Source organism: Gordonia polyisoprenivorans, assembly GCF_017654315.1.
GTDB lineage: Bacteria > Actinomycetota > Actinomycetes > Mycobacteriales > Mycobacteriaceae > Gordonia > Gordonia polyisoprenivorans_A.
This window is the reverse complement of sequence record NZ_CP072203.1, coordinates 4,204,073-4,229,223: the sequence shown is the minus strand read 5'-3', so window position 1 is coordinate 4,229,223 and position 25,151 is coordinate 4,204,073. Positions and strand designations below refer to the sequence as shown.

Here is a 25,151-nt window from a genome sequence, read left to right as displayed (position 1 = left end):
AATTCGTTGCGATTGCAACTACTTTCAGGTCGGCTCGACGCCCACACCGTTGCCGGGGACACCGTGACCAGTCCGTCGGCGAAGCGTGTGTTGCGTGTCGCCGCTGTCCCCACGGAGGTGGTGTTGGGGACACGCCCGTCGACAACACGACCGGCCAGCCGGAGCGTCACCGCCGGACGTTCACCTGAGTCGGTACCTTCCTGCTCTGGGTTGTTCCGTCGCCGATCTGGCCCTCGGAGTTAGGGCCCCAACAGAAGAGCTTGTCGTGCGCGATCGCGCAGGTGTTGTCGTTCCAGACGCTCACCGCGGTTACTCCGTCAATACCGCGTACATCAGTGGGGGTGGTCACGTCCTGATAATTGTTGCGGTCCGCGCCCCAGCACTTCAGGGTGCGGGAACGTGTGATGGCACACGTGGCTCCGCCCTCGGTCACAATGGAGGCGGTGTCTGCAAGGATCTGGGTGGGCACCAATCGATTGGTGGTCGTCCCGTCGCCGATCTGACCGGAGCGATTGTCTCCCCAGCAGAACGCGGTGTAGTCGGCGCGCCGTGCACAGGCCGAGCCTTTGCCCCAATCGCTTCCAGCGCTGATCGACGCCGTATACCGAAGGTTCTTGACCTCGACGGGCGTGGTGCGCATCGCGGCGGTGGTGCCATCGCCGAGTTGTCCGCTCGCATTCTTTCCCCAGCAGTAGGCGCGGCTGTTGGCCAGCGCGCATGTGGAGTCGTCGGTGACCGAGATCTGGGTTACCGACGACAGGGCTTCGACCTTGGTGGGCGCCGTGCGAGCGGTGGTCGTCCCATCACCAAGCTGGCCCTGGGAGTTCGATCCCCAGCAATAGAGGAAGCTGTCGGCGATCGCGCAGGTTGAGAAGGAGTTGGTGGCGATGTCGGTGACGTTTGTCAGTCCCGGAATCTCCTTCGGTGTGAGGATCTTGTCGGTCGACCCCCAGCAGTAGGCCTTCTTCGAGGCGACCGCACAGGTCGCGGAGTCGCCGACGGAGATAGCGGTGACATCGGTGAGTCCAACGACCTTCGTGGGTGTGGTGCGGTTGGTGGTGGTTCCGTCACCGAGTTGACCGTCGTCGTTCTGCCCCCAGCAGTAGGCGGCGCGCTCGTACACTGTGCACGAATTGAACACGGACGTGCTGACGTCGGTGAACGTCGGGGCGGTGGCTGCGGGCGGCGTCGAGTCGGTGCGGCCGACGGTCGCCACTGTGGCGACGACGGCTACGACGGCAACCACGAGGGCGGCCAGCGCCGACAACCACACCGTGCGACTGCGGCGTCGTCTGCGTTGATGCGACTCCACGGTCGCTGCGTCTGCGGAGAGGAGTTCACTCGATCCGCCGACCGGATCGGTGGTTCCCCAGGAGGCGATCGCCGATGCCGGACCGCCAGTAGATCCGGCGAGAACTCCGGCGAGTGCGCGGGCGAAGGACTGGCAATCGCGGAACCGTTGAGTCGGGTCTTTGGCGAGAGCGCGCTCGAACACCGGGTCGAGGGCGGCGAGGTCGGGCCGTCGTGAGCTCAGCGGTGGCGCCGGCTTCGACAACAGCGCGGCCATCATTGCCGAAGGCGTCGGAGCTTCGAAAGGCGCAGCACCGGTGAGTAATTCGTAGACGCTACATCCCAGCGCGTACTGGTCGCTGAACGGGCCGGCGGGTTCGGCGTCGATCATCTCGGGGGCGGCGTAGGCCAGGGTGCCGATGAATGCCTGGGTGGCGGTCATCGACGTCGAATCGGCGAGCTTGGCGATGCCGAAGTCGAGTAGTACCACCTGTTCGATCGCCCCGTCCGCCTCACGGGTGACGATGATGTTGGCCGGCTTGATGTCGCGGTGGATCACTTGGTGGCGGTGGGCGTAGTCGAGCGCCTCGCCGGTACGCAGGGCGACGACTCCGATCTCCTGATCCGATAGCCCTCCGGCGGTCAGGTCCTTGCCGTCGAGATAGGTCATGGTGAACCACGGCGAATCGTCCTCGACGCCGTAGTGGTGGATCGCGACGATTCCCGGATGATTCAACGAGGCCACGGTCCGTGCTTCATTGATGAACCGTTGCTGGAATTCGGTGTTGTCGGCGACGTTGACCGAGATGACCTTCATTGCTTCACGTCGGAGTAGGTGCGGGTGTTCGACCAGATACACCTGGCCCATGCCGCCCGCGCCGAGCTTGGCGAGGACCTGATATCCGGCAAAGGTGCTGCCCGCGTCGAGTTGTGCCACTAACAGATCCTCCTTGGTGCTCGTCCCGCGTCGGCGCACCATATGTTCCCGCTCAAAAGGAGACCTCCGTCGGGCCGTTGACGTAGCCGGTCGACCCGAGGCCGAGCTGGCCATCGCTGTTGGAGCCCCAACAGAACGTCTGGTGATCCGTACGTGCGCAGCTGACCGAGGACTCGGTCGTGACGTCGGTGACGGTGCTGTCGATGCCGGTGATCTTGGCGGGAGTGGCGAAGTACCCGCGGGGATCGGAGTTGATCGAGTTGTCCGAGTTGATCCCCCAGCAGTAGGCGGCACCGCCTGCCACCGCACATGTGGTCTGCGAGCCGAGCGCAACCGATGAGACGTCGGTCAGACCAGCGACCTTGGTGGGGACACGGGTGGTACGACGATCGGCATCGCCGGTTTGCTCGTAGGTGTTGTTTCCCCAGCACCACACTGATCCGTCGCTGACGGCGCAGGTGGAGTTGACCGAGGTGGCGATGTCGGTGACATGTGCCAGGCCGCCGATTCGTACGGGCGTGACGCGGTTGTCGAGGGTGCCGTCGCCGAGCTGACCACGCTCATTCGAGCCCCAACAGTAGACATCACCGGGACGGGTCACCGCGCATGTCTGCGCCGAGTTGGTGGTCGCCGACACCACATCGGCGATGTTCTTCACCCTGGTGGGAGTGGGTCGATCCGTGGTGGTGCCGTCACCGATCTGACCGTCGTGATTGGCTCCCCAGCAGTAGGTTCCGCCGTCGGCGACGGCGCAGGTGGTGGTGTCGGAGGTGATGGCGTCTCCGACGAGCGTGACGTCGGCGCCCACGGTCACCGATGTCACGTTGTGCAACGAGGCCACCTTGGTCGGGTTGAGACGAGCGTCGGTGGTGCCGTTGCCGAGTTGTCCCTGGGCGTTGCTACCCCAGCAATAGAGTGCGCCGTCGGCGATGGCGCAGGCGGAGGTCCACCCGACGTCGACGCTCGTCACCTTGCCCAGACCATTGACCTTGACTGGGATGTTTGAGTCCGTGGTGGTCCCGGTGCCGAGGACGCCATTGGTGTTGGACCCCCAGCAGTACAATTGTGCATCCCGGATTGCGCAGGTCGCATTGTTGCCGGTGGAGATCGACGAGGTGGTCACCTGTGTGAGCGAGGGTTCGCGACCGACGACGAACCACGTTGCGGCGACCGCGATCACTGCGATCACCGCGGCGGCAGCGAGTCCCAGCGCGGACACGAGCACGCGGCGACGGAGTCTTGCGCCTCGACCCGGTGGGTCAGCCGGGAGGTCCATCGGTGGCAGGGTGTCCGGCGAACCGAGGTGTGCGGTCCCTGTCGGTGGCGGTGTGCCCGAGCCCGGCGCCGACGAGCTGGTCGGTGATTCGGCACCCATCGACGTGGGCGAGTCGCCGAATGAGCCCGGTGCCATAGGTGCCCCGGTCGGTATCGGTGTGTCGGGTGTGATGGTCTGACGCGACTGGGAATCCGTTGGGGGCTCACTGACACCTGGAGGCGACGAGCCCGTTTCGGTCGGCACGACCGTCGGCCGCGCGTCCACGTCGACCGAGGGCTCGGCATCCGTCGGGGCATCCGGAGCGGGGGAGTCCGGCGTCATGGCGTGTGTCGGGGGGGCCGTCGCCGACGAGGACGGGTGTGGTCCAGCCATCCGGTCGGGCACGGGCAGTTGCTGCACAGGCGCCTGCTCCGGCTTCTCTGATGACCTCTCCGTCGAGGTGTCGACGGGCCGGGAGTGCGCCGCGGGCGTCGGCGTGGCCACGGGCGCAATTGTTTCCGGCGCAGCCGAGTGGGCGCGCTCGCGGAACGACGACGGCGGTGAGTCGGGTGCAGACGGCTGGTGCTGCGCAGCGGCCCGCGCGGCGAGTGTTGCGACCGTTCCGACGAACGCCCGGCAGTCCGGATAGCGCCGAGCCGGGTCCTTGTCGAGTGCGTAGCCGAACGCCACGTCGAGTGGGGCGAGATCGGGACGCAGCGCGCTGATCGGCGGTGCCTGCCGGTGCAGGTGGCCGCTCACGACCTCGGTCGGCGACGAAGCGGCGAAAGGTGTTGTGCCGGTAAGCATCTGACACAGCAGGCAGGCCAGCGAGTATTGGTCGGACGCGGGACCGGCCGGCTGACCCGCGATGACCTCGGGCGCGGTGTACTCCGGTGACCCCGACAGGGGATTCAGGATCGGGCGACCGGAAAGCGCCAGCGTGCCGACGTCGAGGACGGCCACCGATCCACCTGCCGTACCCGGCCCGGCGGCGGTGGGGAGCAGGATCTCGCCCGGCCCGAGGTCGCCGTGGACGATCCCGCGGCGATGCGCGTGGTCGAGGACATCGGCGACCTGCCCGGCGATGCCAAGGGCCTCGGAGTCGGCGCGCCGGTCCGTGGTCAGCACGTGGCCGTCGACGAAGCGGCTGGTGAACCAGGTCCGGCCGGACTCCTCGCCGTACTGCAGGAGTCCGCCGAGGCCGGGGTGGACCAGTCCTTGCACCACATGCGCCTGCGCGGCGAAACGGGGCCGGAAACCGGGGGCATTCGGGTCGACGGCCAGCAGTCGCATCAGCACACGTCCGGACGGGCCGGGACGGTCGGCGATGTAGACCTGCCCGAGTGCATCGGTGCGGATGGGACCGATCAGGTGATACCCGGCGACCATCCCCGAATTGCCCGCGTTCACACACTTCCCCCTCGGCCAGCCGCTGATACGCCATCAGCGATTCCGGGATGACGATACCCAACACCTCGTCGCGACCGGTGCCGTAGTCGTTCAGCCGGGAGAGGAACGGCGTCGACGATTGTCGATGACGGGCGGCCGACGGCTCATCTGAGCGGACGGTGTGCTGATCTCGGGCAGGTACTCCGCGCGAACTTCAGCCCACCTGGAAAGTGGTCACCTCACGGATATCGGAGGTGTCGGCGGTACGCAACCCCGGGCCGGTGAACGTCCCGGTGAAGGTGCGTGGTTGTTGACCGCCCACGCTCACCGTCACCACGTAATCGGTTGCCGGCGTTCCACACGACGAATACAGATTCACGTACACGGTGTAGGTGCCGGAGGGTGCCTGCGGGTAGGTGATGTTCTCGTTGTTCTTTCCGTCGATGTCGCAGTCGGCGTTGGAGTCGAGATCCAGAGTGCCGCCCGACGAGGACGTCTTGTTGTTGAAGTAGATCTTGTCGCCCGACGGCTCGACGAGGATGAGATCGAGGTCGCTGTCGACGGTCCATGACGTGCTGACCTGTACCGCGCCGGTCCCGACCTTGAGTGCCTTGACCTCCTGACGCACCATCGGACCCTGCACCCCCGATGCGTCGACGCCCGCGAAGTAGAAGGCGAAATCCTCCGACGGCAGTTGCTGGGCCAACGTCATCACCACCGAGGCGGTTGCCGTCGCCGACCCCAGCTTCAGCTCGGTGTATCCGGGTGCCGGTTTGCCGGTCGCCTTGCCATTGTGCTTGGCCTCCAACGCTATTCGCATGGAGGTGATGGGCTTCGACGACGTGGTGTTCTGGAGGACGCTACCGCCGTTGATCGCTGTGACGTTGTCGGGCAACCGCAGAGTCGGTCCTGCCGACTGCCCTGCGCCTAGTGTCCCCGACACCGTTGACGACGACCCGCCGGAGTCGTTGATCGCGGTCACGCCGGTGACGAAGCCGTCGATCGCGGGACCTGCCGCGACGGGTGTGCCGCTGACCGAACAGGCGGTCGTGAGGCCGATGATGACGGTCAGGACGGCGATCGCGGCCCGGCCGGCCCGTGACCGACGGGTGCGAACGTGTACAGAAGGCATGAAAACGATTAAAGCGACCTGAGAGCCGATCCGCGCGACAACAGTCGAACTGCGTCGTTGCGACCTCGTTCACGGTGCGCGCAAAGGGATTCGAAAATTAGAATCTGACCCGACCCGCAAGACAGTGTGACCAGCAGAATTGCTGCTCTGAGCTGCTAGGATGGTGAAAGCGGCCGCCGACCGTGGGTGTCGCGGATTGACACGCATTGTCGCCGTTTAGCCCACGGATAGCCCGCGAACCGACGCGCAAAGGGGACTTTTCCCCTGACGCACAGCACATAGGGGAGAGGGTCCACACATGGCACGTACGGCGGGCACCTTCGGTACTACCGAGCAGCTGAAATCGGGGCAATGGCGGGCCCGGTATCGGCACGGCGGGAAGCGATGGACCGCCCCCGAACCGTTCGCCACCGAGGACTTGGCGCGCGGCTATCTGGCTTCGGTCCGGTACGCCATCGACACCGATACTTGGGTGCCTCCGCACAAGTCCGAACCCGCACGCCCCGACCGACCACGTGCTGTGCCAACGTTCAAAGACTTCGCCGAGGAGTGGGTGACCAAGCGACTCAATGGGGAAGTGGGCAGCCGACCGATGCGCCAGACAACGGCAGCCGATTACCGTCTACTACTCGGGCGAGCGCTCTACCCAACCTTCGGTCGCCGGTCCCTGGACACTATTACCCCAGAGAACGTGACCGCGTGGTATCGCCGTCGGCTCGAGTTGAAGCGGCCCGCAGATACCGCGTCGGCGTACAGCCTCATGAAAACAATCATGAAGTACGCAATTCGGTGCGAACACATCTCGGTCACCCCGTGCCAGTTAGACGGGGCGGGTACGAAGACGCCGAAACACACACCCGTGATCCTCACCCCCGACGAAGTGACGCACCTTGCCGACGAAGTGGGCGACCGATTCCGATTCGCCGTGATCCTCGGCGCATGGTGCGCACTACGGTTCGGAGAGATAGCAGCACTCAAACGCCGAGACATCGACGTCAAGAACCTGACGATCTCAGTCGAACGTGGGGCGATCCGCGTCACGGGCGAACGCGTCAAAGCATCGGCAACAAAAACACGGGCCGGGGTGCGTACGGTTGCGATACCCCCACACGTCGCCGACGAGGTACGCCGACACCTTGCCCGGATTCCCGACGGACCCGATGCCCTGCTGTTCGCCTCGGCCACCGATCCCGGCGTGCCGATCGCAGCCTCGACGTTCTATCGCAAATGGAACCCCGCCCGAAAGGCGGTCGGGCAACCAACAGTCAAGTTCCATGACCTGCGTCATACCGGAGCCACCATGGCGGGCCGCGCGGGTGCATCCATCGCAGAACTGCAAGCTCGGCTTGGCCACACCACGCCGAATGCTGCAATGCGCTACCAGCACGCAACACGGGCTCGCGACAGGGCACTCGCTGACGCAATCAGCGCCATGGTCGCATCGCCACCGAAGCTGAGCGTGGTGGAGTCGGCGTAGGTCGCGTCACCTGAGATACATGGTGTTGTCCGCGCACTCCCAATTCGTACATGTCCAATACGTCGGACGCGCGTTGAGGCCGAACTCTTTGCACTGAGTAAGCGCCTTGCCGCACTGGCAAACCTCGGGGTGTGGTGCGTCGATCATTGGTCCCTCGTCTCCTATCATCCCCGCACGTCACCACACCCACCCCCCGCCCATGTCCGTTTTCGCACGTTTTCGACTGCCTGGACGACAGAAACCGACAGTGCAGAACCGTGGAGGACCGTCCAGAACCAAAATCTGGATACCCCATAGGGGTATAAGCCTTGGTCAGGCCGCTATCGGGTTCGGCCCCATGGGAAAGTTCAGGTATCACACCCTGCGAGAATACGAGCTACGCGGTGAATACTTTGGGGGGCACGGGGGTTGGCGATTCACTGACTCGACGCGGGATCGGCTCCGAAACGGCCTGACATGGCCTCGAAAACGCTCTGAACTGCGACGATATCCTAAGCCGTTGCGGCCCTGTCGATTTGGTGCCATTGTTTGCGCGGTCGAACTTCCCGGCCGCATCCCCTCACCCCAAGGAGTCGCCATGTCGACCCTCGCCCGCATCGCACGCGTCCTGTCCGCATCGCCCGTCGACCCTGTGGCCCTTGTCGCGGTCGCTGACGAGTCCATCGACGGTCTGTACCGCATCCTCGACACCGCACCTTGGTCAGTGCGGAGTGACCTGATGCGGGCGGTGTGGGCAGTCGAGGACAGCCTGGGCTTCCCCGATGACCCCGAACACGCGGCAGCTCTTGAGAATCGACTCGCCCGCGTGCTGTTGCTGGCCACAATCGCAGTCCGGGATTCGTGACAATGCTTGCCGCACTTGGCGACTTGGTTCAGTCGCTCGATGACCTGATCACTCTCGTCGAACTCACCGCCCACGTCCACAAGCACCGGGCCGCGTTCGGTGCGATGGTCGGTGTCTAATGTGTCTAGGCAGTCAGATAGCCAGATACAGTGTGCCCGTGCATATCTCAGGCGTTGCCAGCAGCAGCACGCCATGGCACTATGGCCAGATCAATCGCACGACGATGGGAGACATCATGATCGACTCGACTGACTCGCACGGGATCGCTCTCACCCTTCACACCCTCACCGAGGACGATGGCAGTCGCTATCTCGGGGTCAGCATCGGTGACCGACCAGACAATGTCATCGAGATACCTGTAGCCGACATCCTCGCCATGCTGTTCTCACCCGACACGATCAACTGAGGACTCCGAAATGCTCACGTTCGCAATTGTTTTCATCATCTCCCTATTCGTAATCGGGCTACTCACCCCGACACCAGAACAACGTCAGCCGAACGGGGTGGCATGGCGACCATCCACCACCCCCGGTGCCAGCATCGCACAGCGGCATCGAGAGGCAGACTTGCAATTGGCCAAACAAGTTGCCCGACTGCGGATTAAGGACACCGATCGGGTCAGGCGAGATGCCGAGGTAGCCTACGACTTGGCCCACGAGGACCTTGTGGTCGCGCACGCGTTGTGGCTCGCGCACGGTGCGCCTGACGAGGGTCCTGTGCTCAAGGCTTATGGCCGCGCATCGCAAGCCTTGCGCGATGCCGAACGTGAACTTGTCTTCGCGCGCAACGAATCGTGGCGCTACTCGGAGATGATTTGCAACTTGAACGCGCGCGGGTAGTCACCAAGTCGGTCGGCGTCCTTGCCAATGATGCCGACGCTCATCCCCCGATAGCCCCTGGTCGTCGGCCCACCGATCGTATGCCGTGCGGTGCCGACGTCGCGCGATCATCAGCGCATCCCACCAGTCCGCATCCGTCTGTTCCGGTTCGATACCCGCGTGCTTCTCCCACAGCTCGGGGCACCACTCGGCCACTCGCACCTGGCCACGAAGCTCACCCGGCACCGGCCCATCACCCACCTCGGGACGCGGCCTGACCTTCACCGAGGCCATCAGATCACCTCGGGGCGCCACGAATAGCTCCCTCGCACCTGTGACCTCCGCTGTGTCGTCCCGGTCCGATCGCTGACCTTGTCACTGTCCCCGGCAACCTCCGGTAGCCGCAACGTGTTGATCAGCTTGGTGACCGACTGTGAGAGCATCCGTTGCTCGGTCACAAGCGGTGCGGTCACAGTCTCCCCGAACCGATTCTGAACGGTCAGCGGCGCGCCTTGCAATTGCTTGTTGATCGCATCCAATCGTGTCAATCCACGACAAACCTCGCGCGAAATTAGCATTTCGCTGGGGGTCAATTCGTAGGTTTCCGTCGTCACCGCCCACCATTCGCGGGCAGATTTCGACCATGTCTTTGTTTCAGCTCGGGTAACAATCATTGCGTGTCTCCTAATTCGTAGATACAACAACGGACACCGTGGGGAAGGAAACCAAAGGCTGTCTGACGGCCTTTAAAAGGAAACCCACGGTGCCCGTTGTCGGAGTCGGCGAGGGCTGAATCTCGCCTTTTCGTCACCCGTTTCGGGTGAAGTCTTATCCCTCGAATCGCACTAACTCAATTTTCGTTCGTGCGATTGTTCCGGTGAGACCAGACTTGCGCGGTAAAGGTTTGCCTACAGTCCGGTAGTACAAACCATCAGGCAGTCGATAAATGTCATCCGATCTGACATCGTTTGCATTATCGACCCACACCTTGGCGTGAACAGATTTTGCATTCCGCATCACCTGCTCGGGATTCACACTGTCGGTGTCGCTCATTGATATTACCGCATCGAGGGTATGCGAGAATTCATAACCTTGCATCGACTGTCCGTGTTTAACTCGCTCGGTCGACGCACGTCTATGAATCTCGATAATCATCGGGTAATTGTCCTCGCGTGCAGATAGCCGAATCGCTTTATCGGCTTGCGGAACACTCTCAGATCATCGGCGGTGAAGTGGATCCGACCCGCCGTGTCTGCCGATTGTCCCGACGCGAGTTGCCAGGACTGCTCCTCGATCTGCTCTCGAGTAATTCCTCGAGGATTGTCGAACAATCTAATGACAGCATCGGATACCACGCGGACGATGTTTGTCTTGTCGAGGTCGGTCACGGTCCCTTGAAGCCGAGGCACGAGCGTCAAGAGCAGTGCCTCGGCTTCGGGCACGCGGATGTCGAGCCACTCCTCATCAGGGATCTCTCCGCCGAGGTAGCGGGACTGAACATCCTGCGCGGTGACGTACATGTCAGACCGAGCCAACCGGGGCTGACAGCCGTGCGACCGCCTTCGGCGCGGGGAAGGCCACCGCGAAGCGGGCCACAGCACGAATTGCCTTGCGGTCACTGGAGAAGGCCGCATCATCGCTGACGACAAGCTCGGCATCTTGACGCACGCCAAGGATCACTTGAGTGGTATCCCAGACGTACAAAGTCCCCGGCGTCACCTTCGCTGAGACCAACACAGTCAAACCGTTGGCGTTGCGTCCCACACCCTGCGTCGCATCCGTCTGCAAAAGCGGCACATTCGACCCGGTGCCGGTCTTGAGGATCGACAGCTCGGCGTAAATCTCGGGCGTGGTCACCAAGACACTGGGGTTGTATCCGTTGCTCTGAATAGCAGCAACCGCGAGCTGAATATCATCCAAGTTCGTCAGGTCGGTGTTTTCGTCGTACGCAAGCCCGGCGACCGACTCCACACCAACGGGACCGTTCGTGGTCGTGTTCGCGAATGCGGCCTTATCGAGCTCGGCGGCAATCTGGCGAGCTGCTGCATTACCGATCAGCTCGAGCGTGTTTGGGTTGCCGTCAGCGACTAGTTCATTGGACAAGAATGTGAGCGCTTTAATTGCCTTTGCCGGGGCGACAACCTCGGAGATGGTGGCGTCACTAACGCCAATCTCGGCGCCTTCGCTAGTCCAGGCTGCACTTCCATCAGCGACGCGTGGAATACGCAAATTCGCCGAGTTGAAAGAAATCTGATTGGCAGCTTGCGCGAAGATACTCGCCGACAATGCAGGCTCAATAATAAGTCCGGCAACCTCATCGGGTTTTAGTGCCCCAAGGTTCCCTGCTCGATTCATAGACATGTGGTCTCAATTCTGTTAGATGATTGTGTGCGTCACCCGTGGATCGAGATACGTCTACTGACTTACTCTCGCATTGCCTGGCGAAGATTGCGGCGCGGTTTAACTAACTGCGCCTATTTCAATTATAGGGCAAAATTTTACGAAATGCCCGGTGTTGGTTTGAGGACTTCGGCCCACGTCGGTCCTGATTTCTCCGGTCGGTGCTTCTTCGTTCGCCCCTGCCCGACGTCGCCAAACAGTGCAGTCGAGGCGTGGTCACGCGCGAGGCCGGGGCGAGCGAGCACTACCGCGTCGACTGTCGCCCGGACCTTGCCGGGATCGACCAGGCCGTCGTCATCCAGTAGGTCATCGAGGTCGGCACCACCGAGGGGAGTCGAGAACACGTCAGCCGGTTCCGACAACCCAGCAGCCAGCGCGAGCACCTGCGCGCGTTGGGCAGACTCCAGTCGACCCCGCAGTGCATCACGCTCGCCCTCGGCTGCCTGTGCGCGCTGTCGGTACTTCTTACTCTCAGCGATCAGCTCACCCCGGTCTGAGTCATCGAGGTCGGCATCGGGAGTCTCGTTCCGGTCCCGGTCGACGGTCGCGGGTTCATCGGGGGTGATGGACTCCGGTTCGCCTGCGTCTGACCATGCGGTGTTGTCACTCATTCTGATTCTCCGATCCTTGTCCCGTCCAGGAACTTGAATTGCATTGCTCGCACACCCTTGGTCCACTCAATGTGTGCCTTAATCGCCCGCGTCTCGTCCTCGGCGATATATCCGAGATATGCGAGTAATGCACGCTCCAACTCGGTAGCGTCACGCAGCTTTACCCGGTGCTCAAAATCGGCATACAGGCGAGCATCCATCAGCCTCTGGAGTTCGTCCGGGTAGTCCTCGAATCCGAGGATGCCGCGCGGATCACCGTCGGGTAGCTTCTTACGGCTCTCAAGGCCGGTGAAGTCGAATACCGTCACTTTCCCTCCAATTCCGAGACTCGCAATTCGAGTTGCTGCACATAAATCGCGAGTGCGTTGTGGGCAGTGGCGATCTCCTCGAGAGCGAGGGCGTAGTGGTCGAGCAGTTGAACGGTCCGCGCGTGCTGCTGTGCGTTTTTTAAGTCCAGACTCTCACTCATGAAACTCACCGACTAATCGGCTGGACATGATGCCGCGAAATGCAAGGCCAAGGACTGAACGCAATGTTCGATTCTCGATTTCGAGGTCGCGGATACGATCATCTCGTCGGCGAATCTCGGTCGCGAGGGCATCGGCGATCGCGCGACTTGGATCGACGGGTTCGGCTTTCGGCGCCAGGTCGGCGGGTGAGGGTTTGTGTGTCATGGTTTCCCTTTTGTATTGGCTACTTGCAAGACGAGGTGGTTAAGGCAGGGCGGCAACCGAGATGAGCGCCGTCGTCAAGATCGGCCCGCAGTGTCATGGTGCAGCCGCAGACTTCGCAGTGGTCATCCTCGGCGTCGAGCTGCACCTCGGCGTCGACATCTTCACTGGGGAAGTAGTTGTCAGGATCGTCGTCGCACCAAAAGCGTTCGTAGTGCTCACTGTCCAAGTCCTCGACAACCGACGACATAAATGCCGACAAGGTACCGCCCCAGTTCCGCGACGTCTCGTGGTCGTGCTCGTTCATGTAGCCATGGAAGGCGCGCAGAGCCTCGTCGTGGTCGATCCCCAGACGTCCGGCCTTGGCGAGCGTGGCAGCGTTGCCAACGAAGTCGACATGGAGCGGATAACCCCGCTTGGTCTTCTCGCCACGTCGAGCAAGATCATCTTCGTCTTTGATCTTCGGCGGATCGGCGCAAGCCGATCCAGAAAGAGAGAAGTTCTCTTGAGAGAAGTTGGTAAGAGAAGTTCTAAGAGAAGTTGGTGTGACACTGGCGTCACTGCATTCGGCGAATTCGTCACCGTATTGGTCGAATTCGTCACCCTTTCCCGTCGAATTCGTCACCCTATTTTCTGCGTCCTGACATTTTTTAGCCTCGACGGCGTCGGCCCGCGCATCCGTCTGCCCGTGTTCGCGACACCAGGCGCACCGGCAAGTGAAGCACGACCGACACCTGCAGTTGTCGCGATGGTCAGACTTGTCTTCGCTCGCGATCCAGGGCAACGGGGCGGGCAGGGTGAGGCGATACTCGGTCGCGCGGCCCCGATACCCCTTCTCGACGACCGTGATCCATCCATCCTCGACGGCCGAGTTCAGTTGCTTGATCACGTTGCGTCGAGAGATGCCGGATTCAGCGGCGAGCGTTTCGAGGCTCGGATGTGCTCGACATGTCGTGTTGTCGACGTGCGACCATAGCGCGAGCAGCACGCGAACAGTCTTCGGTCCGTGGCACGCGTAGGCACTCATCCACGTCAGCGCGTCGAAATCTTCTGATACAATTGAAGTCACAGTGAAGTTCTCCTCGAGACCCCCGGCGGCACACCGGGGGTCTCGTCTTTTGCTAGTGATTTGATTTTTCGGAGGCGGCAATCTCAGCGTCGGTTTTGAAGCGTTTACCGGCGTCTGCGAGCATTAACCCATGATTGCGGAGATGGAAGTCGAATAGATCACCCTTTGGCGTTCTCGACTTCAGGCCGCACAAGTCCTCATGTTTCGCGAGATGCAAGTCCGTCTTTACGCTCACCAGATCACCACATCCTGGGCACCGGGTCCGGCCGTAGAGGGTTCGCAGGTGCGCGTTATGCGCCTTCAGTTCTTCGCCCTTAAGTTTCTTCTGTAGTGGTTCCATTTCGGCCCCTTCTGTATTTGTTGAGCCAATTACTAGCTTGTCCGACGTCATCAAGGATCATCAGCGCACCGATTCTCCGGGCCTTCAACTCGCGCGAATTGATCGCGTGAATCAGGTCGGATTCCTTGACGTTAAAGGCGCGGCAGAACGTCGGCCACGTCCACTCATTGCGGGTGATCACCGGGCCAGAACCTCGAGAAATGCAGACAGGGAATACCGCCGACGACTGCGAAGAGTCAAATGCGGTATTTCATGGCTGAGAATGATGTTCTTCACGCCTTGCCATGACATTCCGGTGATTCGGGCGATGTCGGATACGCTGAGATAGTCCCGAACGTTCTCGGGAGTGAGTTGGTCGGGCATTGTTTCCCCTGGGATAGGTAATGGGTTCCGTTTTCCTATGTATGATTATCCCGGGTTATTGTCTTGTTGCAAGGCATTGCTGTGTCGCTCGATATTCGGCTATTGATCGGCGGTCAGTAGTTATCAACTTCGTCCTGTTGCATTCGCCACACAAAGGTCGGCAGTTCGTGATCGAATGCTCGCCACCAGCGGCAACGGGGGTGATGTGGTCGAGCTGCCAATCAGGCGCATTGCATTCGACGCACCGATTGCCCCATGCTGCTGTCAACTCGGCCTTGGTGAATGGCTGGATGACCGGCGCGATGCCATAGATGCCGCATCGGTGTCGATAATCCTTCTCCCAACCGAGCTCGGGCCGTTCTCGGCGTCGCTCTCGGTCGTAGTCGCTGCGATGCTCGCGATTGGCAGCGTGCCAAGTTTGGTTGTACGCGGTGCAATGTTCTCGGTTGTCCTGGTACCAAGTCCGCTTGCGCTCTCGGTCGTGGTCGATGTTCTCTGCACGCCAACGTCGGTCACTCGACGCCTTGCAAGACTTGCATTGAGCCTGCCGACCGTCAGCCTTGGATGCGTTGCGATGTAAGTTGTCGACAGGCTGCGACTGCTGGCACTTGGTGCAGAGCTTCAGCGTGTCGGTCACGCGTTCACCGGGGCAAAGTATCGCGCCAAGCTGTCGGCGTCGATTCGGATCGCTGTGGAGAACCGACGCGCCGCGACATCACCACGCTCGACAGCACGGCGGATCGTGCGGGGGTCGACGCAGAGCATGTATGCCGCGTCGTCATAGGACACCCAACGCGGTGTGTCCGGGCCGAAGATGTCGGTGCGGGCGAGTGTGGACATGGTGAAGCCTCCGGTTTCGGAGTTGGTGACCGTGCCTGTTGCTCGGTCGTCATACTTCGCCGGATTTTTGTCCTGTGAGTTCGTGTCCCGCTGTGGCGTTGACGATCACTCTACCGGGACTAGGGGCGTCAACTCGGGTCAATGCCGCGCAGGAGGACAGCCCAAAATGGGTGAGTCAATGGACGTCCACGTCGGTCAGCGTCTGACGGGATAGCCCACGTCTGGGCCCACAGTGGCGCCTGCGGCGCGTATCCATGCTGGTCAGCAGTGGTGCGCGCAAAGGGATTCGAACCCCTGACCGCTGGTGTGTAAGACCAGAGCTCTACCGCTGAGCTATACGCGCGCGGCCACGGCCGAGGCGGCCGCACCAACACACGAATGTAGCGGCTGAGGTGGCCTTCGCCCAAACCGGTTCGGGTTCGCCGGAACCTGGCTCACACCCCGACGATGGGCGGCAATGCGAACAGCACGATTGCCGACCACACCACGTGCGTACACAGCGGTGCGAGCACACCTCCGGTCGCGCGTCGCAGGACGGCGCACACCGCGCCGAGGATCACCCCGGCGAAGCCGAGCATCACATTTCCGCTGGCCATCGTGACGACGACATAAATGGCCGTCGACACCACCAGTGGGTGCCACGGGCGGGCGGCGGTGTACACCGCCCCACGGAAGAACAGTTCCTCGGCGACGCCGTTGCCCAGGGTGATCGCCGCGATCGCTACGATGTTGCCGGAATCGGCGAACGCCAGCACACGACCGATCAGGTCGTTGAGCGGGGGGATCAGGCGGGTGCCGAAAGCGCCGACGACGAAGCACGCGCCGACCAACAGGCCCACCGACACGCCGAGTAGAACCGCGTTGCGATGCGAGTGTGCGGGTGCGCCGTTCGCCGAGCGTCGACCGAACACCGGGAAGACGCCGAGCGGGAGCGGGCCGGCGAGGAAACCACCGACGACCCAGACGACGCCGAGCGCGACGGTCAGCGGATAGAACCTGCTGTCGCCCGGGGTCGCCGACAACGAAAAGCCGAGAAGTACCGCGCCGATCACCAGCGTCACGCCGACGATCCATCGCCGGCGCACCTGCCGCGTGGGCAGGTCACCATTGCGGTCGGTGCGCAATTCGTCGATCAGCTCGGTGATCGCGCCGCGGTGTTGGACAGGGCTCTGGGTTGGTGAGTCCACGTCGTCAGACTGGCAGCAATGCGCGGCCGAGTCGACCCGCCGTCCCGAACACGCCGCGGACGGTGCCGCCGATCCGGCGTCGTACGCGTGGCCAGTCGCCCCCGGCCCAGGCCGGATCGGTCGACGCCAGGTGATGCGGGTCATCGAGCGCGCAGACCGACCGGGGAGCCGGTGACGCCACCGACGCGGCGACCGCGTCGCGCATCGGCGTCAAGCCTCCGGCAGGTGGCGGCACCAGCTTCCGGATGCGGTGCTCATCGGCGCGCATCGGATGGTCGAGGGAGGTGATGAGCTCTTCGGTGAGCGCAGACGGGATGGGAACGAGGAGCCCGGCAACCTTGCCGGCAAGACGCGTCCCGACGAACGGCACCCACACCCGCACCTTCGGCATGCGGATCGCGTCGAGATAGGCGTCGAGGACCGAGCGATATCGACAGGCGTCGGGGCCGGCGATGTCGTAGTCGCCCGCGGGCAGCTCGGGCTCGCAGGCGGCGGTGAGGTAGTGCAAGACATCGCGAATCGAAATGGGGTCCATCGGGTTTCGCGTCCACGACGGCTCCGGGATGACCGCGAGGCGGTCGCCGACGTAGCGGATGATCTCGAACGACGTCGACCCGGCGCCGAGGATCACCGCTGCGCGCAGCCACACCAGCTCCGGCCCGTCGGCCAGCCGGAGGGCCTCGCCGGCGTCGGCTCGGCTGCGCAGGTGATCGGAGAGGTCGTCGTCATCAGGGACGAAGCCACCCAGATAGATGATGCGGGTGACATCGGCGTCACGCGCGCCCGACGCGAGGTTCGCGGCGGCGTTGCGGTCGGCGTCGGCGAACCCCGACTGACCGATCCCGTGAACCAGGTAATAGATCGCATCCAGTGGCCCGGCCGCGGCCAGCGCCTGCTTCACCGAATCGGGGTCGTCGACGTCCATCGACACCGCGGTGACCGCGTCGAACCAGCCGAAATCGGTCAAGCGGTCCACATTTCGGGAGGACACGACGACCTCATGTCCGGCGGCGAGCAGTGAGCACACCAATCGCGAGCCGACATATCCACTGGCACCGGTGACGAAAAGCCTCATGAGGACCACGGTAGGTATCCGATCCGCTGCCGCCCAGGGACGCGGCGGGGTCGTGGCGGAGTCGAGACGCCGCCCGCCCGGACGGTCACGAAACGATCACGGCGCCGTGCCGCACGCTCGCCGGTACCGGGCCGCCACGCGTTCGTGGTGTTCGGCGACGCCGGCCAGCTCGTCCCGCAATGCGTCCGGGGAGAGCACCGTGAAATCGGCGTCGAAGGCGTGCAACCAGCGGGCGATCGAGGTGAGCGACGTGGAGAACAGGGTCAGTTCACAGGTCTGCTCATCGCCGGATTCCAGGGTGCCCCACGCATCGGAGACCATCGGACCGATCGTCTCCACCGGGGCGTGGATGCGCACGCGCGCCGAGGATTTGCGATACACCGCGCCCAGGCTGCGTTCGAGGAACCTCGACGCCGCGCCCTCGGGGAGCTCGCGTGGGGTGAACCGGGGGCCGGTCGGGATCTTGGGCACCATCCGGTCCACCCGGAACGAGCGCCAACCGTCGCGGCCGAGGTCGAAAGCGATGAGATACCAACGCATCCCGTTGCGCACCAACCGGTAGGGTTCGACCTCGCGCCGCGACTCGGTGCCGTCACCACGCCGGTAGTCGAAGCGGAGCCGTTCGTGGCGATGGCAGGTCGCGGCGATGTCGGTGAGAACATCGGCCGACACCGTCACCTGGCCTCGCGTGCGGGGCACGGCTTCCAGTGACAACGAATCCAGCCGGTGGCGCAGACGCGAGGGCATGACCTGGCGCAGCTTGGTCAGCGCACCGGCCGAGGCCTCCGCCATGTCGGACACGGGACCGGTCGTGACCGCGTCGAGCCCGAGGGCCACGGCCAGCACCTCCTGGTCGTCGAGGAGCAGCGGCGGCATCTCCGCACCTGCGCCGAGCCGATACCCGCCGCCGACACCGACGGTCGCCTCGACCGGATAGCCGAGCTCTCGCAGCTTGTCGACGTCGCGTCGGACGGTGCGCGTGGTGATCTCGAGCCGGTCGGCGAGCTCCCGGCCCGACCACTCCCGTCTCGTCTGGAGCAGCGAGAGCAGGTGCAGGAGCCGAGCCGATGTTTCCAGCATGCGCTCATCTTGCCGGACATTGCGGACGGCGGGTGTCCTCGATAGGCGGAGACGTCGGTCTGCTCACGCCCCGCATTCGCTCGGGGTGATGAACGTGGTCGGGTCGGTGGTGTTGTCGAGCCACTTTCCGTAGGCGGTGCCACCGATCTGGTTGCGGAGGCGGCAGATGTCGGTGGTGGTTCGTCCGGCCACCTGGTACACCGCGTAGATCGGATTGCCGTTGTCGTCGCGCGCCCGCAACGACGAGCAGGACTGGTCGGTGCGCAGGTAACTCGAACCGGGGAAGGCGGTGAGATAGCCCTGCACCTCGGCGGCGTAGTTCGACGGATCGACGGCATTGCCGACCACGACGATCCCCGTGCCGTCACATGCGGGGGTACTGATGGGTGTGGCCAGGCCGAGATCGAAGGCTGCCCTGGCCGAGCCGGTGGGGGCCGCCGTGGCCACCGATGGCGTGGTCGGGGTCGGTGTGGCCTGGCTCGTGGTGTTGGGAGGCGCCGCGGCGGTCGGTGTGGTGATCAGGCTGGCGTCGGTGCTGTCGGCGACGGTGCGGGCCCCGTCGTCGGAGTCGCGCAACAGCACCCACGCGCCGGCCCCGATGCCGCCCGCGAGCAGCACAGCGATGACGACGAGGATCGCGAGCACGGGGGAGCGGCGTCGTGGTGTCTGCGGATAGTGCTGCGGCGCAAACGGATACGGCTCGAAGCGGGGGGCGCCGGAGGCGGCGGCGATCTCGGTCGGTGAGTACGACGCCGGGTTCATCCCGGTCTTGTTCACGGCGGCCGGGTTCACCCCGGTCGGTCGGTCGGTGGTGTGTCCGATCGGCGGTCTCGTGTGCGGGGCGAGCGTCGCGGGTGCCGCCGACGTGCCGGGGAATGGCGCACCGGGCGATTGCGCGTCCGGGGATGCGAGGGCGGCACGCGCCGCGTCGATCAGTGCACCGGCACTCGGGTACCGGTCGTGTGGGTTCTTGGCCATCCCGCGGGCGATGACCGGATCGAGCGCCGTACCCGTCCGCGGCGGTTCGGCCGTGAGGTGGGCGGCGATGAGTCGCTCGAGATTGGTGGCAGATGCGAAAGGTTGTGTCCCGGCAACGCATTCATAGAGCACGCAGGCCAGTGCGTAGATGTCGCCGGCCGCGCCGACCTCGTCGGCGCCGAAGCGTTCGGGTGCCATGTAGCCGAACGACCCGATGGCGGTGCCCGCGGTGGTCAACCGTGTGTCGGCGGCGCCCTGGGCCAGCCCGAAATCGGCCAGATAGGTGAAGTCGCGGGCGTCGACGAGCACGTTGTCGGGTTTGACGTCGCGGTGCACCAGGCCGTCGAGGTGGGCTGCGTCGAGGGCGTCGGCGACCTGCCCAAGGATGGCCACCGCCCTCTCCGGTGCCAGTGTTCCCTGCTCGACCAGCATCGCGCGCAGGTCGCGGCCGGTCACCAGTCGCATGTCGATGAACAGCAGCCCGTCGATCTCGCCCCAGTCATGGATCGGAACGACGTGGGGGTCGTTGATCCGCGCGGCGACCCGTGACTCCCGCAGGAATCGGTCGCGGAACACCTGATCGTCGGCGAACTCGGGATTGAGCAGCTTGAGCGCGACCGTCCGTCCCTTGCGGGTGTCGGTGGCGCGGTAGACCTGACCCATCCCGCCCCGGCCCAGCAGTTCTTCGATGGCATAGTGCCCGAGCGGGGTCCCGGTCCGGTCGTCGATGGCGCTCATCGTGATCGTCCGCCTACACCGCGAGGGGATGCCGGTTGAAGAACTGCCAGATCAGGGCCGTGGCCGAGATGCTGTCGCTGACGCCGGTCCGTCCCCGGTGGGCCGACGATCCGGGCCACACGTGGGCTCCGCCGGTGATGCGGTAGTGCGAGATCTCGCTGCCGACCGACCGGCACAACGGCCAGAGGAACTGCGTGACAGCCGAATAGACGGGGATCTCCAGGGGCGTCGGTATGCATCCGTTGCGCGCCGCCCATGACCGCACGACGTCGAAGATCGGTGCGTAGTGGCCGCCGAGCCGGGTGCCGCCACCGTAGTGGATCGTGGCGTCGGCGGTGCCATGGAAGTCGATGATCGATGCGGGCGCCTTGGACGCCGAGCAGCCGCGCAGGCTCTGGTCGTAGATGGCTCCGTTGACGATGGCGTAGGCGGCGAACTGACCCGGCATCCGGCACGCGAGCATCGACACCAACCCGCCACCGTTGGATCTGCCGACCGCATAGGTGCGGCTGCGGTCGACGCAGGTCGTCGCCCGCACCTCGCGAAGGATCGCCGCGGTGAACGCGATGTCGTCGGCCCGCGGGGAGGAGTACGGCGCGCCCTGCCAGGACAATGCGCCGTCGGTGCCGCGCAAGCCGTCGGGGCAGACCACAACCGCCGGTAACGCCGACAGGCCGGTGTAGCGCTCGAACGTCGTCGGCGCCTCGGTGTGGCCGGGGAACGCGAGGATCAGCGGCATCGGGGTGTGTCCGGTATAGCGCGCGGGTAGATGCACCCGGTACGTCCGTGTCACACCCCCGACATCGGTGGTGCGGACGGTGTTCGCCGGAGCGGCAGCCCGTGGTGCGCATGCCGCGACCGGGGAGGCGTCGGTGGGAGCGGCGTGTGCGGGCGCCCCGGACGCGGTGAGTAGAGCGGCGATGACGGTCAGAACGCTCACCACCAGCATCGTGACGATCGACCCTGACCACCTGCTCGCTACCCGCACCCGTGCAAGGATAGGACATCTCCGGCACGCGTCCGTCCCGGATGCCGGTGTCCGAGAAGCACTCGCGGGGTCGTTTGTCGCCGTGCGTGAACCCGGCGGTCGTGACGGCGCCACCGGGGTAGCGTCGAAGCCGCCCGTACGGTCAGGCGCGTTCGACGCGCCTGTCCCTCCTCGGGCGTAGTCGACCAGCCCGCGAATCGGAGATCTTCATGCCCACGACGTCCATCGACCACACCACGTTGACCCCGGACCTGATCGGCGAGTGGGCAGCCTTGCGGGCGTTGGCCGACGACATCGGTGAGCGGTGGACGCAGCCGTCGATCCTGCCGGGCTGGACCAACGCCGACATCATCGCGCACATCATCGGGACCGAGAGCATGCTCGATGGACGTGACGTCGAGGCACCCGCAGGTCTCACCGATCTCGACCACGTGCGCAATCCGATCGGCGAACTCAACGAGAAGTGGGTCGAACACTTCCGGGGGCGACCCGCAGACGAGGTACTCGCTGCCTACGACGAGATCATCGCGGTCCGCAGCGCGGCCCTGTCGGCGATGTCGCAGTCGGATTTCGACGCCGCGGCGGCCACTCCGGCAGGCCCGGACACCTACGGTCGGTTCATGCGAATCCGGTTGTTCGACTGCTGGATTCACGAGGTCGACCTCCGCGACGGCACCATCGGCGGCAGTCCGTCGACGGCACCGGTGGCCTGGGTGCTCGATGAGGTCGCGGCGTCGTTGCCGTTCGTGGTCGGTAAGCGCGCCAAGGCGCCCGCCGGAAGCGCCGTCGCGTTCGAGATCACCGGTGCGGCACCGCGTACCGTGCGCATTGCCGTCGCCGACCGGGCAGGCCTCGTCGAGGCCTTCGACGGTGGTGACGACGCCGCCGACGTGGTGCTCGAACTCGATGCCGTCGATCTGGTCCGGCTCGCCGGTGGCCGGCGCAGCGCCGATCCGTCGGCGGTGAAGGTTCGCGGCGATCAGGAGCTGGGGCAAGCGATCCTGGGCTCCCTCAACTACATGATCTGATCTACACGATCTGATCCTCGGCGGTTTCGTCGGAGGCGGTCGGTGGATCGTGGGGTGCCTGCCCGGACCCGAATGTCCTGGCCTCGTCGCCGGCGATCACCCGCGCCGGAAGCGGATCGCTGAGCAGGCGCCGGACGAGTGTCGGCGAGGGATCGAGGGGGCCGTCGCTGCCCGCGATGACCACGTTGCCGGTGCGCCGGCCCTTGAACATCGCCGGGTCGGCGATCAGCGCGATGTGGTCGAAGACCTCGGCGAGTGCGGCGGCGTCGGCGCGCACGCGACCGAGATCGCGGGTGTCGCCGCAGTTGGCCAGATACAGACCATTCGGTGTGAGGACCCGCTTGACGGCATGCGTGAACTCCACCGTCGTCAGATGTGTTGGGGTGCGGTCGGATTCGAATGCGTCCCGGATGATCACTTCTCGAGTGTCGGGCTGGAGTGACTCCAGCACCGTCCGGGCGTCACCGACGCGGATACGTAGACGCGGCGCACGCGGCAGGTCGAACCAGTCGCGGACGAGACGCGCCAGCTCGGCATCGATCTCGACCGCGACGTGTCGCGACTGTGGAAAGGTCGCGGCCAGATAGCGGGGGAGCGCGCACGCGGCGCCGCCGAGATGCAGGACGGAGAGCTTCGCCTGCGCGGGGTGGCGGTCCTCGATGACGGCCGCCATCTGTCGTAGGTACTCGAAGTCCAGCACGCGCGGATCGTCGTCGATGTGCGAGCTGTGTGTGCCGTTGATCTGCAGGAGCCATCCGCCCGAGATGGTGTCCGGGGCCAGCTCGGCCATGCCGGTGTCGATCGCATAGGTGCCCGCGACGGGAACGGGGCGGGGGCGTGCCATCACGGCGTGAGTGTATCGGGCAAGGGTGGGCCGCCGTGGGTGCTGTGTCCGCGGGTAGCGTGACCACCGTGAATCTGTTGCTCCTGTCGCTGGGTTTCGGGGCCGTGCCCGGTTTCCTTTCGGAGACCACAGGAAAAGCGCTGTCGGAGTTGCAGATCGGGTATCTCGACGACGCGCGGATCCCCTACGCCGGCCAGCCGGGTGTGCGCGCCGAACGTGACCGCCTGACGGCCGCTGGGTATGCGGTCGTGGACCTCTCGGCAGCGCGGCAGGATCTCGAGGAGTTCGCCTCCACGCTCGACCGCGTCGACGCGGTGTACGTGGCCGGCGGGAACACCTTCGCCTTGCTGTGGGCACTGCGTCGGGCGGGCGCGGGGGATCTGCTCACCGAGCGGGTACGAGCGTCGTTGCCCTACATCGGATGCAGCGCCGGCGCGGTTGTGGTGGGTCCGACCATCGCGCCGGTGGAAGGCCTCGACGATCCGGCCGAGGCGCCGGGTCCGGTCGATCCGCGCGGTCTGGAACTCATCGACACGGTGGTGCTCCCGCATGCCGACGGCCAGTTCCCGGTGTATCCCGCCGACGTGATCGAGTCGGTGCGCCGCAAGTACGAGTCGCGCCACCGCGTGACCCCGCTCGCCGACGACCAAGCTCTCTTGGTGCGTGGCGAGCAGCAGACCGTTGTGGCATCGGACTACTGATGCGGGGGTCACTCTGATGCGGGCATGGAGGTGGTGGGCCGCTGCTGTCCGGCCTTCGCCGACAGGGTTACTGGTCGGATACCTGTTGGACCGTGCGCTCGGCGACCCGAGACGTGGGCACCCGGTTGCCGGTATCGGTTCTCTCGCCTTCGCGTTGCAACGACATACATACGCCGACAGCCGGATCGCCGGCAGCGCACACTGTGCGCTGTGTGTGGGTTCTATCGGTGTGGCTGGGGCACTCGCGGCCCGCCCACTCGCCGAGAACGGTCCGGCGCGAACACTGCTCACCGCCGCGGTGACATGGGCCGTATTGGGTGGGACCACCCTCATCCGCGTCGGTGACGACGTGGCCGACTGTCTCGAGTCCGACGATGTGCCGGGCGCGCGGGAACTCATACCGAGCTTGTGTGGCCGCGACCCAGACGCACTCGACGAACCCGGGATCTGTCGCGCTGCACTGGAATCGGTGGCCGAGAACACTTCCGATGCCACCGTGGGAGCGCTGGTCTGGGGCGCTGTGGCCGGTGTTCCCGGCCTCCTCGTCTACCGGACCGCGAACACACTGGATGCGATGATCGGTCATCGAAATGCCCGCTACAACCGTTTCGGTTGGGCTGCAGCACGATTCGATGATGCGCTCAACATCCTGCCGGCCCGGATCGCGGGGGTGCTCGTCGTGGCCGCCGGGCCTGATCGACGGGGTGCAGTGCGCGCGTGGAAGCGCGATGCATCGGCACATCCGAGCCCCAACGCGGGTGTCGTGGAGGCGAGTTTCGCCGGAGCTCTCGGCATCCGTCTCGGCGGTATCACGGTCTACCCGCACCGCACCGAGCACCGACCCACCCTCGGCGACGGGCGGGCTCCGACCACAACGGATCTCCGTGCCGCCCTGGCTTTGTCCCGACAGGTGCAAGTCGGCGCGCTCGCCACCGCCATGGCCATAGCCTGGTGGCGCGCTCGACGCTCGTGATCTGATGTTCGGCTGTCGGGGGTCTCGAGGCCTCGTCGCTGGCGCTCCTCAGCACCTCGACCATCGGGGAGGGGGCTTCCTCACCGGGCGGAGGTGCTCCTTGATCGGTGGTCGACCAGCCCG

Annotated in this window: 27 protein-coding genes and 1 tRNA gene; 7 read left to right on the top strand and 21 right to left on the bottom strand. The window is 64.6% G+C overall.

The window, feature by feature from the left end; translation table 11 throughout:
* Nucleotides 1–166 precede the first annotated feature (166 nt).
* The 3 genes from J6U32_RS19085 to J6U32_RS19075 form a co-directional block, all read right to left on the bottom strand.
* Complete coding sequence (locus tag J6U32_RS19085; protein WP_208791692.1) at nucleotides 167–2,227, bottom strand: protein kinase domain-containing protein; 2,061 nt, start codon at nucleotides 2,225–2,227, stop codon at nucleotides 167–169.
* A gap of 52 nt (nucleotides 2,228–2,279) precedes the next feature.
* On the bottom strand, nucleotides 2,280–4,892 hold the full coding sequence (locus J6U32_RS19080; protein WP_244332152.1) for a protein kinase domain-containing protein: 2,613 nt from the start codon (nucleotides 4,890–4,892) through the stop codon (nucleotides 2,280–2,282).
* A gap of 193 nt (nucleotides 4,893–5,085) precedes the next feature.
* On the bottom strand, nucleotides 5,086–6,003 hold the full coding sequence (locus tag J6U32_RS19075; RefSeq protein ID WP_208791691.1) for a YfaP family protein: 918 nt from the start codon (nucleotides 6,001–6,003) through the stop codon (nucleotides 5,086–5,088).
* A 298-nt stretch (nucleotides 6,004–6,301) separates the two neighbouring features.
* Between J6U32_RS19075 and J6U32_RS19070 the strand changes: the two genes are divergently transcribed.
* From J6U32_RS19070 to J6U32_RS19055, 4 genes are all read left to right on the top strand, one after another.
* The gene (locus J6U32_RS19070) at nucleotides 6,302–7,480 is read left to right on the top strand and encodes a tyrosine-type recombinase/integrase (RefSeq protein ID WP_208791690.1); all 1,179 of its coding nucleotides are present in this window, start codon (nucleotides 6,302–6,304) and stop codon (nucleotides 7,478–7,480) included.
* A 577-nt stretch (nucleotides 7,481–8,057) separates the two neighbouring features.
* Nucleotides 8,058–8,324, top strand: coding sequence for a hypothetical protein (locus tag J6U32_RS19065; protein ID WP_208791689.1), 267 nt, complete (start codon nucleotides 8,058–8,060; stop codon nucleotides 8,322–8,324).
* Between the two features lie 235 nt (nucleotides 8,325–8,559).
* Nucleotides 8,560–8,730: a hypothetical protein gene (locus tag J6U32_RS19060; protein WP_208791688.1), complete on the top strand. Its 171-nt coding sequence runs from the start codon at nucleotides 8,560–8,562 to the stop codon at nucleotides 8,728–8,730.
* 10 nt (nucleotides 8,731–8,740) lie between these two features.
* Complete coding sequence (locus J6U32_RS19055; RefSeq protein WP_208791687.1) at nucleotides 8,741–9,163, top strand: hypothetical protein; 423 nt, start codon at nucleotides 8,741–8,743, stop codon at nucleotides 9,161–9,163.
* Nucleotides 9,164–9,435: 272 nt separating this feature from the next.
* Here J6U32_RS19055 and J6U32_RS19050 read toward each other — a convergent pair whose 3' ends face one another.
* The 17 genes from J6U32_RS19050 to J6U32_RS18970 all read right to left on the bottom strand — a co-directional run bounded on the left by J6U32_RS19050 (nucleotide 9,436) and on the right by J6U32_RS18970 (nucleotide 21,443).
* Entirely contained in the window at nucleotides 9,436–9,816 is a 381-nt protein-coding gene (locus tag J6U32_RS19050) for a hypothetical protein (RefSeq protein ID WP_208791686.1), read from the bottom strand.
* A 154-nt stretch (nucleotides 9,817–9,970) separates the two neighbouring features.
* Nucleotides 9,971–10,297 (bottom strand): hypothetical protein, encoded by a 327-nt coding sequence (locus J6U32_RS19045; protein ID WP_208791685.1) that lies wholly within the window; start codon nucleotides 10,295–10,297, stop codon nucleotides 9,971–9,973.
* The gene (locus J6U32_RS19040) at nucleotides 10,294–10,662 is read right to left on the bottom strand and encodes a hypothetical protein (protein WP_208791684.1); all 369 of its coding nucleotides are present in this window, start codon (nucleotides 10,660–10,662) and stop codon (nucleotides 10,294–10,296) included. Before J6U32_RS19040 ends, J6U32_RS19045 begins: the two co-directional genes overlap by 4 nt.
* A gap of 1 nt (nucleotide 10,663) precedes the next feature.
* Entirely contained in the window at nucleotides 10,664–11,503 is an 840-nt protein-coding gene (locus J6U32_RS19035; protein ID WP_208791683.1) for a phage major capsid protein, read from the bottom strand.
* Nucleotides 11,504–11,640: 137 nt separating this feature from the next.
* Nucleotides 11,641–12,153, bottom strand: coding sequence for a hypothetical protein (locus J6U32_RS19030; RefSeq protein WP_208791682.1), 513 nt, complete (start codon nucleotides 12,151–12,153; stop codon nucleotides 11,641–11,643).
* Nucleotides 12,150–12,461, bottom strand: a complete 312-nt coding sequence (locus J6U32_RS19025) for a hypothetical protein (RefSeq protein WP_208791681.1) — start codon at nucleotides 12,459–12,461, stop codon at nucleotides 12,150–12,152. Before J6U32_RS19025 ends, J6U32_RS19030 begins: the two co-directional genes overlap by 4 nt.
* Nucleotides 12,458–12,622, bottom strand: coding sequence for a hypothetical protein (locus J6U32_RS19020; protein ID WP_208791680.1), 165 nt, complete (start codon nucleotides 12,620–12,622; stop codon nucleotides 12,458–12,460). The genes J6U32_RS19025 and J6U32_RS19020 overlap by 4 nt, the downstream gene beginning before the upstream one ends.
* Entirely contained in the window at nucleotides 12,615–12,827 is a 213-nt protein-coding gene (locus tag J6U32_RS19015) for a hypothetical protein (protein WP_208791679.1), read from the bottom strand. The genes J6U32_RS19020 and J6U32_RS19015 overlap by 8 nt, the downstream gene beginning before the upstream one ends.
* Before the next feature lie 19 nt (nucleotides 12,828–12,846).
* On the bottom strand, nucleotides 12,847–13,893 hold the full coding sequence (locus J6U32_RS19010) for a helix-turn-helix domain-containing protein (protein ID WP_208791678.1): 1,047 nt from the start codon (nucleotides 13,891–13,893) through the stop codon (nucleotides 12,847–12,849).
* A 758-nt stretch (nucleotides 13,894–14,651) separates the two neighbouring features.
* On the bottom strand, nucleotides 14,652–15,233 hold the full coding sequence (locus tag J6U32_RS19005) for an HNH endonuclease (RefSeq protein WP_208791677.1): 582 nt from the start codon (nucleotides 15,231–15,233) through the stop codon (nucleotides 14,652–14,654).
* Entirely contained in the window at nucleotides 15,230–15,436 is a 207-nt protein-coding gene (locus J6U32_RS19000) for a helix-turn-helix domain-containing protein (RefSeq protein ID WP_208791676.1), read from the bottom strand. The genes J6U32_RS19005 and J6U32_RS19000 overlap by 4 nt, the downstream gene beginning before the upstream one ends.
* A 268-nt stretch (nucleotides 15,437–15,704) precedes the next feature.
* Nucleotides 15,705–15,779 (bottom strand) — tRNA-Val (locus J6U32_RS18995).
* Nucleotides 15,780–15,870: 91 nt separating this feature from the next.
* Nucleotides 15,871–16,623, bottom strand: a complete 753-nt coding sequence (locus J6U32_RS18990; RefSeq protein ID WP_208791675.1) for a CPBP family intramembrane glutamic endopeptidase — start codon at nucleotides 16,621–16,623, stop codon at nucleotides 15,871–15,873.
* A gap of 4 nt (nucleotides 16,624–16,627) precedes the next feature.
* Nucleotides 16,628–17,698: an NAD(P)H-binding protein gene (locus J6U32_RS18985; RefSeq protein WP_208791674.1), complete on the bottom strand. Its 1,071-nt coding sequence runs from the start codon at nucleotides 17,696–17,698 to the stop codon at nucleotides 16,628–16,630.
* 96 nt (nucleotides 17,699–17,794) lie between these two features.
* Nucleotides 17,795–18,778, bottom strand: coding sequence for a helix-turn-helix transcriptional regulator (locus J6U32_RS18980; RefSeq protein ID WP_208791673.1), 984 nt, complete (start codon nucleotides 18,776–18,778; stop codon nucleotides 17,795–17,797).
* A gap of 63 nt (nucleotides 18,779–18,841) precedes the next feature.
* Nucleotides 18,842–20,494 (bottom strand): serine/threonine-protein kinase, encoded by a 1,653-nt coding sequence (locus J6U32_RS18975; RefSeq protein ID WP_208791672.1) that lies wholly within the window; start codon nucleotides 20,492–20,494, stop codon nucleotides 18,842–18,844.
* A gap of 13 nt (nucleotides 20,495–20,507) precedes the next feature.
* A complete protein-coding gene (locus J6U32_RS18970; RefSeq protein ID WP_244332150.1) occupies nucleotides 20,508–21,443 on the bottom strand; it encodes an alpha/beta hydrolase family esterase in 936 nt (311 codons plus the stop codon).
* A 248-nt stretch (nucleotides 21,444–21,691) separates the two neighbouring features.
* Between J6U32_RS18970 and J6U32_RS18965 the strand changes: the two genes are divergently transcribed.
* Nucleotides 21,692–22,510, top strand: coding sequence for a maleylpyruvate isomerase family mycothiol-dependent enzyme (locus J6U32_RS18965; RefSeq protein ID WP_208791671.1), 819 nt, complete (start codon nucleotides 21,692–21,694; stop codon nucleotides 22,508–22,510).
* A gap of 1 nt (nucleotide 22,511) precedes the next feature.
* On the opposite strand, the gene J6U32_RS18960 is transcribed toward J6U32_RS18965, so the two are convergent.
* On the bottom strand, nucleotides 22,512–23,354 hold the full coding sequence (locus J6U32_RS18960; protein ID WP_208796209.1) for a spermidine synthase: 843 nt from the start codon (nucleotides 23,352–23,354) through the stop codon (nucleotides 22,512–22,514).
* 35 nt (nucleotides 23,355–23,389) lie between these two features.
* Here J6U32_RS18960 and J6U32_RS18955 point away from each other — a divergent pair, with 35 nt between their 5' ends.
* Together J6U32_RS18955 and J6U32_RS18950 are read left to right on the top strand one after the other, a co-directional pair.
* Entirely contained in the window at nucleotides 23,390–24,055 is a 666-nt protein-coding gene (locus tag J6U32_RS18955; RefSeq protein ID WP_244332147.1) for a Type 1 glutamine amidotransferase-like domain-containing protein, read from the top strand.
* Nucleotides 24,056–24,071: 16 nt separating this feature from the next.
* Entirely contained in the window at nucleotides 24,072–25,028 is a 957-nt protein-coding gene (locus J6U32_RS18950) for a cobalamin biosynthesis protein (RefSeq protein WP_208791670.1), read from the top strand.
* Nucleotides 25,029–25,151: the final 123 nt, after the last annotated feature.